The organism is Streptomyces sp. CB01580 (genome assembly GCF_001905795.1).
Lineage (GTDB): Bacteria > Actinomycetota > Actinomycetes > Streptomycetales > Streptomycetaceae > Streptomyces.
Genome location: NZ_LIXJ01000016.1, coordinates 157,039 through 169,355, shown reverse-complemented (window position 1 = coordinate 169,355; position 12,317 = coordinate 157,039). Strand labels below are relative to the sequence as shown.

At 73.1% G+C, this 12,317-nt stretch carries 10 protein-coding genes; 5 read left to right on the top strand and 5 right to left on the bottom strand.

The window, feature by feature from the left end:
• Nucleotides 1-24: 24 nt before the first annotated feature.
• The 3 genes from AMK22_RS22815 to AMK22_RS22805 all read right to left on the bottom strand — a co-directional run bounded on the left by AMK22_RS22815 (nucleotide 25) and on the right by AMK22_RS22805 (nucleotide 3,613).
• The gene (locus AMK22_RS22815; RefSeq protein WP_079186333.1) at nucleotides 25-1,461 is read right to left on the bottom strand and encodes a cryptochrome/photolyase family protein; all 1,437 of its coding nucleotides are present in this window, start codon (nucleotides 1,459-1,461) and stop codon (nucleotides 25-27) included.
• Between the two features lie 349 nt (nucleotides 1,462-1,810).
• Nucleotides 1,811-2,656: a siderophore-interacting protein gene (locus AMK22_RS22810; RefSeq protein ID WP_073787811.1), complete on the bottom strand. Its 846-nt coding sequence runs from the start codon at nucleotides 2,654-2,656 to the stop codon at nucleotides 1,811-1,813.
• Between the two features lie 48 nt (nucleotides 2,657-2,704).
• Nucleotides 2,705-3,613: a 5'-3' exonuclease gene (locus AMK22_RS22805; RefSeq protein WP_073787809.1), complete on the bottom strand. Its 909-nt coding sequence runs from the start codon at nucleotides 3,611-3,613 to the stop codon at nucleotides 2,705-2,707.
• Nucleotides 3,614-4,001: 388 nt separating this feature from the next.
• Here AMK22_RS22805 and AMK22_RS22800 point away from each other — a divergent pair, with 388 nt between their 5' ends.
• The 4 genes from AMK22_RS22800 (at nucleotide 4,002) to AMK22_RS22785 (ending at nucleotide 9,365) form a co-directional block, all read left to right on the top strand.
• Complete coding sequence (locus AMK22_RS22800) at nucleotides 4,002-5,093, top strand: quaternary amine ABC transporter ATP-binding protein (protein ID WP_073787807.1); 1,092 nt, start codon at nucleotides 4,002-4,004, stop codon at nucleotides 5,091-5,093.
• Entirely contained in the window at nucleotides 5,086-7,719 is a 2,634-nt protein-coding gene (locus tag AMK22_RS22795) for an ABC transporter permease/substrate binding protein (protein WP_073787805.1), read from the top strand. Before AMK22_RS22800 ends, AMK22_RS22795 begins: the two co-directional genes overlap by 8 nt.
• 287 nt (nucleotides 7,720-8,006) lie before the next feature.
• Nucleotides 8,007-8,645 carry a helix-turn-helix domain-containing protein gene (locus AMK22_RS22790; protein WP_073787803.1) on the top strand — a complete coding sequence of 213 codons (639 nt, stop codon included), beginning with the start codon at nucleotides 8,007-8,009 and terminating at the stop codon, nucleotides 8,643-8,645.
• Nucleotides 8,646-8,657: 12 nt separating this feature from the next.
• Nucleotides 8,658-9,365, top strand: coding sequence for a helical backbone metal receptor (locus AMK22_RS22785; RefSeq protein ID WP_073787956.1), 708 nt, complete (start codon nucleotides 8,658-8,660; stop codon nucleotides 9,363-9,365).
• Here AMK22_RS22785 and AMK22_RS22780 read toward each other — a convergent pair.
• Nucleotides 9,304-10,482 carry a TDT family transporter gene (locus AMK22_RS22780; protein ID WP_073787801.1) on the bottom strand — a complete coding sequence of 393 codons (1,179 nt, stop codon included), beginning with the start codon at nucleotides 10,480-10,482 and terminating at the stop codon, nucleotides 9,304-9,306. The two genes, AMK22_RS22785 and AMK22_RS22780, sit on opposite strands and share 62 nt — an antisense overlap.
• A 70-nt stretch (nucleotides 10,483-10,552) precedes the next feature.
• Between AMK22_RS22780 and AMK22_RS22775 the strand changes: the two genes are divergently transcribed.
• Entirely contained in the window at nucleotides 10,553-11,485 is a 933-nt protein-coding gene (locus AMK22_RS22775; RefSeq protein ID WP_073787799.1) for a LysR family transcriptional regulator, read from the top strand.
• Between the two features lie 48 nt (nucleotides 11,486-11,533).
• Here the strand turns inward: AMK22_RS22775 and AMK22_RS22770 are convergent, their stop codons facing one another.
• Nucleotides 11,534-12,289, bottom strand: coding sequence for a gamma-glutamyl-gamma-aminobutyrate hydrolase family protein (locus tag AMK22_RS22770; protein ID WP_073787797.1), 756 nt, complete (start codon nucleotides 12,287-12,289; stop codon nucleotides 11,534-11,536).
• Nucleotides 12,290-12,317 lie beyond the last annotated feature (28 nt).

Genomic DNA, 12,317 nt, shown 5'->3' with positions numbered 1-12,317 from the left:
CGGAGCGTACGGGGACCGGCCCCCTTACACGCGCACTTTCCCCGAGCGGCCCCGGCCGCGCGTACGGGTGCGGCGTTCCGCTCCGGTGCCGACCGGCCCGCGATGCAGGTCGCGGGCCCGTTCGAAGCGGGTCCGCGCCTCGCCGAGGTCCACGATCGGCTCCGGGTACTCTGGCGCCGCATCCCGGGCGGCCGGTTTCCACGGCTCGTGGACGGTGCCGCCCGTCAGCCCGGCCAGCTCCGGGACCCAGCGGCGCACGTAGTCGCCCCGAGGATCGAACCGCTTTCCCTGGACCACCGGGTTGAGGACACGGTTCGGCCGGGTGTCCGTGCCCGTGCCGGCCACCCACTGCCAGTTCAGCTGATTGTTCGCCAGATCGCCGTCGACCAGCAGGTCCAGGAAGTGCGCGGCGCCGATCCGCCAGTCCACGTACAACGTCTTGGCCAGAAAGCTCGCCGTCAGCAGGCGCGCCCGGTTGTGCATCCAGCCCTCGTGCGCCAGTTGCCGCATCCCCGCGTCCACGAGCGGATAACCGGTGCGCCCGGCCCGCCAGGCGGCGGTCCCGTCCTCGTCCGCACGCCAGCGGTCGCCGCGCGGGCGGTAGTCGTCGTGCGCGGCGTCGGGGCGGGCGGCGAGCACCTGGTGGTGGAAGTCCCGCCAGGCCAACTGCCGTACGAACGCCTCGGCGCCGGGGCCGCCGCGTCGCCGCGCCCGGTGGACCGCCTCGGCCGCGGAGAGACAGCCGAAGTGGAGGTAGGGGGAGAGATGTGACGTCGCGTCGGCGGACAGGTCGTCATGGCGGCTCTCGTAGGCGTCCATCGGACCGTTCACCCAGGCGGACAGCAGCCGGCGCGCCACCGATTCGCCGCCGGTGGCGAGTCCGGGCGACACCCCGGCCACCTCCTTCCGCTGCGGCAACGGCTCGCCCCGCACTCCCTCCGGCACCCGCACCGCGCGGGGAGCGGGCAGTACACCTCGTACCCCCGTCGCCTCCCAACGGCGGAAGTAGGGCGTGAACACCGCGAAATGGTCCCGGCCCGCCGGAAAGACCCGGCCCGGCGGGAGCGCGGTGACCACCGCGTCATGGACGTGCAGCGCGCAGCCGACCGACGCCAGCGCGGTCCGCAGGCGCTCCTCGCGGCGCAGTGCGTATCCGCTGACGCCCGCCGCGACGTGCAGCTCGCGCGCGCCGGTCTCCACGACCACGGCACGGGCGGCCGCCACCGCGTCGCCGCTCCGGACGACCAGCCGGCCGCCGCGGCGGCGCAGGCCCGCGTCGAGGTCGTGGAGGCAGTCCGCGAGGAACGCCCGGCGGTTGGGGGCGTCGAAACCGGCCCGCCGGATCCCGCTGTCACGCACGAAGAGCGGGACGACTTCGTCCGCGTCGCGTACCGCCGCCCGCAGCACCGGGTTGTCGTGCAGCCGCAGATCGGAGGTGAGGAGTGCCACGGACACCGGCATGGGACGTACGCCTTTCCGTCGTCGTTCGCACGCCCGGGAGGCCGGGGGCCGCGGGCCCGGGGACCGTGCGACGGGTCACCGGGGCCGAGGCGCGCGGGCCCGGAGGCCGACGGCGCGGGCCGGGGGACCGTGCGGCAGCGGGGCCGGGGCGCGACGGTCCCGCGTGGGACGCTCGGGGCCGGGCGTGCGCGAGATCCTTCCACGTGGCCGGGCCGGGCGCCCGTCGGCCGCCGGAGCGTCCCCCTCGCGGCCGTACCGGCGCAGGTCCGTTCGACGCGGGGCAGCCGCGCTCACCCCGGAAGCGCGTGTGCCCCCGGCCGGAGCCGGGGGCACACGGGAGCGGGCGGTCTCATGCCGCCGCGCTCTCCTGTTCGCGCTCCACCTGGGCGTTCCACTCGCGCTTGACCGCGCGCCAGGCGTCGTCGTTCTGGCCGAGCCGCCAGTACCCGGAGATCGACAACCGGGAGAGCGGGATCCCGCGTTCCAGGCGCAGATGGCGGCGGATCTCCTTCACGAAGCCCGCCTCGCCGTGGACGAACGCCTGGACGGCGCCCTGCGGGAACTCCAGCTCCGTGACGGCGGCGACCAGCGCCTCGCCGACCCGGCGCTCCCCGCGGTGCAGCCAGGTCACCTCGACCCCGTCCGGCGTCACGATCTTCTGCTCCTCGGAGGCGTCCGCCACCTCCACGAACGCGTGCACCACCGCGCCCGCCGGCATCCGCTCCAGGGAGGCGGCGATGGCCGGGAGGGCGCTCTCGTCGCCCGCCAGGAGGTGCCAGTCGGCCACGGCGTCCGGGACATAGGCCCCGCCGGGACCGAGCATCGTCACCTGCTGGCCCGGGACCGCGCGCAGCGCCCAGGGCCCGGCGAGGCCCTCGTCGCCGTGGACCACGAAGTCGACGGCCAGCTCCCGGGCGGCCGGATCCCAGGAACGCACGGTGTAGGCGCGGGAGGAGGGCCACAGCTCCCGGGGCTGCTCCTCGCGGATGCGGGCCATGTCGAACGGGTGCGGGTAGTCCGCGCCCTCGGGCGCGAAGCAGATCTTGACGTAGTGGTCGGTGAACCCGGCGAGTTCGAAGTCGGCGAGCCCGTCACCGCCGAACACGACGCGCACCATGTGCGGGGTGATCCGCTCGGTGCGCAGGACCTCTGCCCGCTGCGCCTTGGGTGCCTGCCGTGCCGGTCGCTCTGCCACGAGGTTCTCCCCTGATCCGATTTGCTTAGGCTTACCTAAGCTAGCATCTCAGGTGTGCAGTGTGGAGAGCAGGCGCTGCAGGGCACCCCCCAGCCCCCAGCGCTTCGCGAGGGCCTCCAGGGCGACGGGATCGCGCGGCTCGGCGGGCAGCGCCGGGTCGAACGCGGGCAGCGGTACGTCACCGGCGACGCGGACCACCTTCGGCGCGACCGCCACGTAGTCCCGGGCCTCGTCGAGCCGCTTGCGCTGCGAGGGCGTCAGCCGGGAGGACGGTTCGTCGACGGCGGCCATGATCCCGGCCAGGTCGCCGAAGGCGTCCAGCAGTTTCGCCGCGGTCTTCTCGCCGATGCCGGGGACCCCGGGCAGGCCGTCGCTCGGGTCGCCGCGCAGCAGTGCCAGGTCGGCGTAGCCGGAACCGTCCACCCCGTACTTCTCCCGCATCCAGGTCTCGTCGGTGAGCTGGAGCGAGCCGACCCCCTTCAACGGGTACAGCACCCGCACGCCGCGGGCGTCGTCGACCAGCTGGTAGAGGTCGCGGTCGCCGGTGACGATGTCCACCGGCCCGGTGGCCAGGCGGGTGAGCGTGCCGATCACGTCGTCCGCCTCGTAGCCCGCGACGCCGACCCGGGCGATGCCCAGCGCGTCCAGCACGTCCTCGATCACCGGCACCTGCGGGGCCAGGGTGTCGGGGGTCTCCTCCTCGTCGGGCAGGCCCTCGGCGGTCTCGACCGCCACCCGGTGCGCCTTGTACGAGGGGATCAGCTCCACCCGCCAGTGCGGACGCCAGTCCGCGTCCATGCAGGCGACCAGGTCGTCCGGGCGGTGGTCCTGCACCAGGCGCGCGATGAAGTCGAGCAGCCCGCGCACGGCGTTGACCGGTGTCCCGTCCGGCGCGCGCACCGAATCGGGGACCCCGAAGTAGGCGCGGAAGTAGAGGGAGGCGGTGTCCAGGAGCATGAGTCGTCGCGTCACACCCCGATGATGCCGCACCCCGCCGACACCGCCCGTCGGCCGCGTGGGCGGCGGGGCGAGGGGCGGGCCGGGGTGCCCGGAAGGGGGGGCGACGGCGCCCCCACCCCCGGGCCGAGCGCATGCCATACCCCGCTTGAATGTGACCTGAATCACTCTTGCGTTTGGCTCGTGTAAGTGGGGGCAGGCGCGCAGCCGGAGCGGAACACGTAACGATTTCAACCAGTGCACGTGCCGTGCGGACCGAATCCGCGCCGCTCCACGGTCTGCCGGAGGGGGTGGCAGACCGTTTTTCGGTTCAACGCGCGAGGTGTATGTGTCAAGGCTGCAAGCCGAACACCTGTACAAGGTGTTTGGTAGACGACCCGATCAAGCAGTGCGAAAGCTCGAAGGCGGCGCCGACCGCGACGAGCTGCGCGCCGACGGAACGACCGCAGCGGTGATCGATGCCTCGTTCACCGTGGAACCGGGACAGATCTTCGTCGTGATGGGTCTGTCCGGGTCCGGAAAGTCCACGTTGCTGCGCATGCTCAACGGGCTTCTGGAGCCCACAGCCGGACGAGTCCTGTTCGACGGCCAGGATCTGACCGCCCTGAGCCCCGCCGAACTGCGCCACGTCCGCTCCTCCAAGATCAGCATGGTGTTCCAGCACTTCGCGCTCTTCCCCCACCGGAGCGTGCTGGAGAACGCCGCGTACGGCCTCGAAGTGCAGGGCGTGCCGCGCGCCGAGCGCGAGAAGCGCGCCGTCGAGGCGCTGGAGCTGACCGGCCTCGCCGGCTGGGAGAAGTCCTGGCCCGACGAGCTGTCCGGCGGCATGCAGCAGCGTGTCGGCCTGGCCCGCGCCCTGGCCACCGACGCCGACCTGCTGCTGATGGACGAGTCCTTCAGCGCGCTCGACCCGCTGATCCGCCGCGACATGCAGGACCAGCTGCTCGAACTGCAGAAGCGCCTGAAGAAGACCATCGTCTTCATCACCCACGACCTCAACGAGGCCATGCGCCTCGGCGACCGCATCGCCGTGATGCGCGACGGCAGGATCGTCCAGCTCGGCACCGCCGAGGACATCCTCGTCACCCCGGCCAACGACTACGTCGCCTCCTTCACCCAGGACGTCGACCGCACCCGGGTGCTCACCGCGGGCGCCATCATGGCCGAGCCGCACACCGTCCTGGGCACCAGCACGGACGACGGCGAGGAACTGCGTACCCCGGACGACGTGCTGCGCGCGGCCCCGGCCACCGTCACCGAGTCCACGCCGATCATCGAGCTGTTCACCCCCTGCTCCCGCAGCGGGGTCGCCGTCGCCGTCACCGACACCGAGGGCGAACTCGTCGGCGTCGTGCCGCGTGCCCGGCTGCTCGCCGTCCTCGGCGAACCGATGAGCCCCACCGAGGTCCCGCAGGACGTCCGGACCCCGGCCGCCGACGCGAAGGGCGTCAAGAACCCGAAGAAGGTGGCCAGTGTTTAGGCTTCCTCTCGGCGACTGGGTCGACTCCGCCGTCGACTGGCTCCAGACCCATCTGTCCTGGCTGTTCGACGCGATCAGTTCGGTCGTCAGCGGCATGTTCGACGGCATAGCCGCCGTGCTCTCCGCCCCCGCCCCGCTGCTCTTCGCGGGCATTGTCGCCGTCATCGCCTGGTGGCTGCGCGGCCTGCTCGCCGGTGTACTCGCCTTCGTGGGCTTCGCCCTCATCGACTCCGTCGAGCTGTGGGACGAGGCGATGGACACCGTCACGCTGGTGCTCGTGGCCACCATCATCTCGTTGGTGCTGGCCGTGCCGCTGGGCATCTGGGCCTCCCGCTCGAAGGCCGTGAGCGCGGTGACCCGGCCCGTCCTGGACTTCATGCAGACCATGCCCGCCATGGTCTATCTGATCCCCGGCGTCATCTTCTTCGGCGTCGGCGTGGTCCCCGGGATCATCGCGACCATCATCTTCTCGCTGCCCCCGGGCGTCCGGATGACCGAACTGGGCATCCGCCAGGTCGACAGCGAGCTGGTGGAGGCGGCCGAGGCGTTCGGCACCACCCGGCGCAACACCCTGCTGCGGGTGCAGCTGCCGCTGGCGCTGCCCACGATCATGGCGGGCATCAACCAGGTCATCATGCTGGGCCTGTCCATGGTGGTCATCGCCGGCATGGTCGGCGGCGGCGGCCTCGGTGGCGCGGTCTACCGCGCCATCGGCAACGTCGACGTCGGCCTCGGCTTCGAGGCGGGCATCTCCATCGTCATCGTGGCCATGTACCTGGACCGGATGACCGGCGCGCTCGGCCGCGAGGTCTCGCCACTGGCCCGCCGGGCGGTCGCCAAGGCGCAGGCCATGGCCGGCGGACTGAAGATCTGGAACCACCGCCCGCAGCCTGTCGTCGCGGTCGTCGGGGTCGTCGTCCTCGCGCTCGTCGCGGGCGGCATGGGCCTCTTCGGCTCCGGCGGCGCGGACAAGGGCACGGGCGTCGACGCCACGAAGCCGGGCACCGGCAAGAAGATCAGCATGGGATACATCCCGTGGGACGAGGGCATCGCCTCCACGTTCCTCTGGAAGGAGATGCTGGAGCGGCGCGGCTACCAGGTCGACGTCGAGCAGTACGAGGCCGGGGCGCTGTACACCGGCATGGCGGGCGGCCAGATCGACTTCGAGACCGACTCCTGGCTCCCGGTCACCCACGCCCAGTACTGGGAGAAGTACCAGGACCGGCTGGAGGACCTGGGCTCCTGGTACGGCCCCACCTCGCTGGAGCTGGCCGTCCCCGCGTACATGAAGGATGTCCGGTCCCTGGAGGACCTCAAGGGCAAGGCGTCGCAGTTCAAGGGCCGGATCGTCGGCATCGAGCCGAGCGCCGGCGAAATGGGCCTGCTCAAGGAGAAGATCCTGCCGGGCTACGGCCTGGACAAGGAGTACAAGGTCGTCGACGGCTCCACGCCGTCCATGCTGGCCGAGCTGAAGCGCGCCTACGCCAAGAAGGAACCGATCGTCGTCCCGCTCTGGTCGCCGCACTGGGCGTACAACCAGTTCGAGCTCACCAAGCTCGAGGACCCCAAGGGTCTGTGGGGCAAGGGCGACGGCGTCCACACCCTGGCCCGCAAGGGCTTCTCCGCCGACCACCCCGAGGTCGGCCGCTGGCTGAAGAACTTCAAGATGACCGAGGACCAGCTCACCGGTCTGGAGGCGGAGATCCAGAAGGCCGGCTCCGGCAACGAGCAGAAGGCCGTGCGCACCTGGCTGGAAGCGAACCCCGGCGCCGCCGACAAGTGGACCCCCGTGGCGGGGGCCGGTGCGGCCGAGGGCGCGAACGGCAAGGACGAGCGCTCCCGCCCCCTCGACGTCGCCTGGTTCCCCTGGGAGGAGGACATCGCCGCCACCTATCTGTGGAAGGCGGTCCTGGAGGAGCGCGGCTACAAGGTCAACCTCAAGCAGTTCGAGGTCGGCCCGATGTACGCGGCGATGTCCCGCGGCCAGATCGACGTGCAGTTCGACGGCTGGCTGCCGTACACCCAGAAGAACTACTGGGAGAAGTACGGTTCCCGGCTGAGCGACCTCGGTTCCTGGTACGGCCCGACGTCCATCGAGGTCGCGGTGCCCTCCTACGTGAAGGACGTCGAGTCCCTCGCCGACCTCAAGGGCAAGGCCTCGCGGTTCAAGGGCCGGATCATCGGCATCGAGCCGGGCACCGCCACGATGGAGAACCTCAAGACGAACGTGCTGCCGACCTACGGCCTCGACAAGGAGTACCAGGTCGTCGACTCCTCGACGCCCGGCATGCTGGCCGAGCTGAAGCGCGCGTACGCCAAGAAGGAGCCCATCGCGGTCCTGCTGTGGACCCCGCACTGGGCGTACAACGAGTTCGACTTGACCAAGCTGAAGGACCCCGAGAAGGCCTTCGGTGACGGCGACCGGCTGCACACCATCGCCAGCAAGGACTTCCCGAAGACCTACCCGCGGCTGACGAAGTGGTTCAAGGACTTCAGGCTGAGCGAGGACCAGCTCGCCGGACTGGAGAACGAGATCCAGAAGCACGGCGCCGGTCATGAGAAGGAGGCCGTCGGCGCCTGGATGAAGGAGAACCCGGGCATCGTGGACACGATGGCTCCCCAGTAGGGCCCGGACAGGGACTCCGCGACACCGGGGAAGGGGTGGGCACCGCCACGGGCGGGCCCACCCCTTTCCGTTGCCCCAGGACCGGGGGAGGGTTGGTCCCAGGGCCGGGGACCGGCGGTCCGGAAGCCGTCCTCCGGTCCCGTCCGCAGGGCGTACGCGGGTCGTGCGGAAGCCGCACGCCGGTCCGTGCGGAACCGCCCGGAGGGGCCCTAACCGGCCGATCTCGCGCAACCATGTGCGGAATGCGCCGACAACCGGAAGGATGACGAGTCGGGAGGGAGCCGCACATGGACGAGAAGGAAACACTCCGCGTGGGCGCCGCGATCCGCCGAAGGCGCAGGTCCCTGGGGCTCACACTGGCCGCGGTCGCGACGCGCAGCGGTCTGTCCGTGCCGTTCCTCAGCCAGATCGAGAACGAGCGGGCGCGCCCCAGCACCCGGTCCCTGGACCGGGTCGCCGGAGCTCTGGAGACCACCCCGGCCCGGCTGCGCGCCGCCGCGGACTCGGCACGCGCCGTCGACGTCGTACGGGCGGCCGGGAGCCGGGCGGACGCCGGGACCGGAGCGGTCGCCGGGCGCCACGGCGACCGCCGGGGGACCGATGAGGCCGGCGGACACGAGGGGAGCGGCGCGGTCGACGGGGTGCGCAGGGTGGTGCGCGGACGCCACCAGCTCAGCGCCCTGGAGTTCACCGGCGAACTCGACCTCGGGCGCGAGTTCCAGCACCGCAACGACGAGGTGATGTACGTGGTGCGGGGCGCCGCGGAGGTGGAGGCGGAAGGGCGGGCGTACCGCTTGGAGGAGGGCGACACGCTGTTCCTGTCCGGCGGGGTGCGGCACCGCTGGCGGGCCACGACGCCCGGCACGCGGCTGCTGGTTGTCGCGGTCGCCGAGCACATCGACGCGACCGTCGACCCGCGCCGCTGAGAGGTGTCCGTCGTGCGCGTCGTCTCCCTGGTGCCCTCGCTCACCGAGGCCGTGGCCGTCACCGCCCCCGGCCGGCTCGTCGGCGTCACCGACTGGTGCACCCACCCCGCCGGGCTGACCGCCGCCCGCGTCGGCGGCACCAAGAACCCCGACGTGGCCGCGATCGTCGCGCTGCGGCCCGACCTCGTCCTCGCCAACGAGGAGGAGAACCGCGCCCCGGACCTCGCGGCGCTCCGGGACGCCGGTGTCGAGGTGCTCGTCACCGAGATCCGCACCCTCGACCAGGCGTTCGAGGAGCTGGAGCGGGCCCTGGCCGCCGCCTGCGGCGCGCCCCGGCCGCGCTGGCTGGACGAGGCCGAGGCCGCCTGGGCCGCGCTGCCCCCGCCCCGGGCCCCGCGCCGTGCGGTCGTGCCCGTCTGGCGCAGGCCCTGGATGGTGCTGGGCCGCGACACCTTCGCCGGTGACCTGCTGTCCAGGCTCGGCGTCGACAACGTCTACGCGGGCCACGCCGAGCGCTACCCCCGGATTCCCCTCGACCGGCTGAACGCGGCCGGCGCCGATCTGGTGGTCCTGCCCGACGAGCCGTACCGCTTCACGGCGGACGACGGGCCGGAGGCATTCCCGGCGCTGCCCGCCGCACTCGTCGACGGGCGGTATCTCACGTGGTACGGGCCGTCGCTGCTGCGGGCGCCTGCGGAGCTGCGAGCAGCGCTCCGCTGAGCAGCCCGCGCAGCGTCCGCGCCCCCGCCACCGCCCATGCCGTCACCAGCAGTGCGTACAGCGCGACGGCCAGCCAGGTGTACGCGTCGAGGCCGGTGTGCCGGGCCAGCCCCGCGGCGCCCGTGACGCACGTGCCGACCGGGAAGGTGAAGCCCCACCACGTCATGGCGAAGGGCATGCCGTTGCGAATCGCGCGCACCACCAGGGCGGACGCCAGGGCCAGCCACATCAGCGCGAAACCCATCACCGGCACCCCGTAGAGCACGGCGAACGCCTCGAAGCCCGCGGCGTACGGCGCCGGGACCGTCCCCTCCGCCACATCGGCGAGCTGGCCGACCGCCGTCGTCGACTGGCCCAGCGGCCCGAGGACCAGGAACAACGTGGGCGTCAGCGCGAGCGGCAGCGGACCCTGGTGGACCAGCCGGGCGAAGACCAGCGGCAGCATCACCAGTGTGGCCAGCAGGCTCAGCCCGAACATCGCGTAGCAGGCCAGCAGCATCGCCTGGCGCCACTGCCCGGCGGGCAGCTCGGGGATCAGCAGTGGGCCGAGCGCCGCGGAGACCATCGGGGCCACCACCGGCAGCAGCCACACCGGCGAGGCGGTGCCGGCCTCGATCCGGTGGCGCGCGACCATCAGGTACGGCACCGCGACCGCGGCCACCAGCCCGATCACCGTGCCCGCCGTGTACAGCACGGCGTCCAGGGCCACGGCCGCCCCGTGTCCGACGACGTCCCGGCCGACCACCATCGTCGAGCCCCCGACGGCCAGCAGCGCCATCGAGAGACAGCCGTAGAACGGGGCGACGGCCGGGTCCAGCAGATGACGGCGGGCCTGGTCGCGATGGGCGGCCCAGTGCCCGGCGCGGGCCACGAGCACCACGGCCAGCATGACCGTCGCGAGCGCCCACACCACCGTGCAGGCGCCCCGCAGCCCCGGAACGCTCACCGGCAGCGCGACCCCCGCGCTCGCCACGATCGAGGTGCCCATGACACTCGCGTACCAGTTGGGGCCGATGTGCCGCAGCCGGGGGAGGGGCGGGGCGTCCGGTCGAGGGGCGGCGGACCGCCCGGTCGGCTGTGGGACGTCGGATTGCCGGGGCTGCGAAAAGATGGCCATGCCACGATTCTCGGAAGGAGCGCGGAACCCCACCAGGGACTCCGTCCCTATGAGGCCATAAGCTGGATTTATGACCACCGGCACGCATGTTCCGCTCTCCCACCGGGTTCCCGACCTCGGCGCGCTGGAGCTGCTGCTCGCCGTCGCCCGGCACGGCAGCCTGGGGCGCGCGGCCCGCGAGGTCGGGGTCACCCAGCCCGCGGCCAGCAGCCGGATCCGGTCCATGGAGCGGCAGCTCGGCCTGGCCCTGCTGGACCGTTCACCGCGTGGTTCCCGGCTCACCGACGCGGGCGCGCTGGTCACCGACTGGGCGCGCAGGATCGTCGAGGCGGCCGAGGCGTTCGACGCCGGTACGCAGGCGCTGCGCGACCGCCGGGACTCCCGGCTGCGGATCGCCGCCTCCATGACCATCGCCGAGTACCTGCTGCCGGGCTGGCTGATGGCGCTGCGCGCCGAGCGGCCGGACACCGCGGTCTCGCTGCTCGCCGGGAACTCGGCGGCGGTCGCGGGGCGGCTGCTCGCCGGGGAGGCCGATCTCGGGTTCGTGGAGGGCCTGTCGGTGCCGGCGGGGCTCGACGGCACGGTCATCGCCCACGACCGCCTCGTCGTCGTGGTCGCCCCGTCCCACGCGTGGGCCCGCCGCCGCACCCCGCTGACCCCGCGCGAACTCGCCGCGACCCCCCTGGTGCTGCGGGAGCCGGGCTCCGGGACCCGCCAGGTCCTGGACGCGGCCCTGGCCGCGCACGGCGGGCTCGCCGTGCCCCTGCTCGAACTCTCCTCGACGACCGCGGTGAAGGGCGCGGCCCAGAGTGGGGCCGGACCGTGCGTGCTCAGCGAACTGGCGGTGGGCGAGGAACTGTCCGCCCGGCGGCTGGTGAAGATCCCGATCGGCGGCATGCGGCTGCGGCGCCAGTTGCGCGCGGTGTGGCCCTCCGGCCATCGCCCCACGGGCCCGGCGCGCGATCTGCTGTCCCTGACGGCGCGGGACGTCCGGCCGCACTGAGGGCGGGCGGGGCCGCCCGCGGAGCCGGTGGTGCGTCCCGCCCGCCGGTCAGTCGCCCGTTCGCCGCGGCGGGGCGAGGCCCTCCAACGGTGCACGGGCCGCGACCGGGCGGGATGTCGTGGCCGCCGCCACCAGTGCCCGTGCCAGCCGCAGGTCCTCGCCCATCTCCGGATGCCACTGCACCCCGAGGACCCACGGGGACCCGGGCAGCTCGACCGCCTCGACCGTGCCGTCCGCCGCGTGCGCCGAGGCCACCAGGCCCGGGGCGAGCCGTCGTACGCACTGGTGGTGGTAGGTGGGGACGGCGCTCTCCTCCGGCACGATCGACGCGTAGAGCGTCCCCGCCACGGGGACGACCGGGTGCGAACCGAGGGCCCCGGCCGCTCCCAGCGGTCCGCCGTGCCCGTCGAGGTGCTGGGTCAGGGTGCCCCCGAGCGTCACGTTGAGCAGCTGCATGCCGCGGCAGACGCCGAGCAGCGGGGTGCCGCGCTCCAGCGCGGCCCGGATCAGGGCCGTCTCCCAGATGTCGCGTTCCTCGGCGGGAGGGCCCGTCCTGAAGTCGCGCTCCGCGCCGTACAGGGCCGGCTCCACGTCCGCGCCGCCCGCGACGACGAGACCGTCCAGCCGTGCCACGGCGGCTGCGGCCCGGGCCGGGGCGTCCGGCGGGAGCAGCACGGCCAGGCCGCCCGAGCGCTGGATCATGCGCGGATAGGCGGCGGGGAGGAGCGCGGCGGGCAGTTCCCAGACGCCCCAGCGGGCCGCAGGTTCCAGGTAGGTGGAGACGCCGATGAGAGGTTCGGACACGGGGCGGTCCCTCCGGTCGGCCGCCGCT

Bases quoted from the DNA above. Each gene is read 5' to 3' on its own strand.
- AMK22_RS22815 (WP_079186333.1), bottom strand. From the start codon at position 1,461: ATGCCGGTGTCCGTGGCACTCCTCACCTCCGATCTGCGGCTGCACGAC.
- AMK22_RS22805 (WP_073787809.1), bottom strand. From the start codon at position 3,613: ATGCTCCTGGACACCGCCTCCCTCTACTTCCGCGCCTACTTCGGGGTC.
- AMK22_RS22790 (WP_073787803.1), top strand. From the start codon at position 8,007: ATGGACGAGAAGGAAACACTCCGCGTGGGCGCCGCGATCCGCCGAAGG.
- AMK22_RS22780 (WP_073787801.1), bottom strand. From the start codon at position 10,482: ATGGCCATCTTTTCGCAGCCCCGGCAATCCGACGTCCCACAGCCGACC.
- AMK22_RS22775 (WP_073787799.1), top strand. From the start codon at position 10,553: ATGACCACCGGCACGCATGTTCCGCTCTCCCACCGGGTTCCCGACCTC.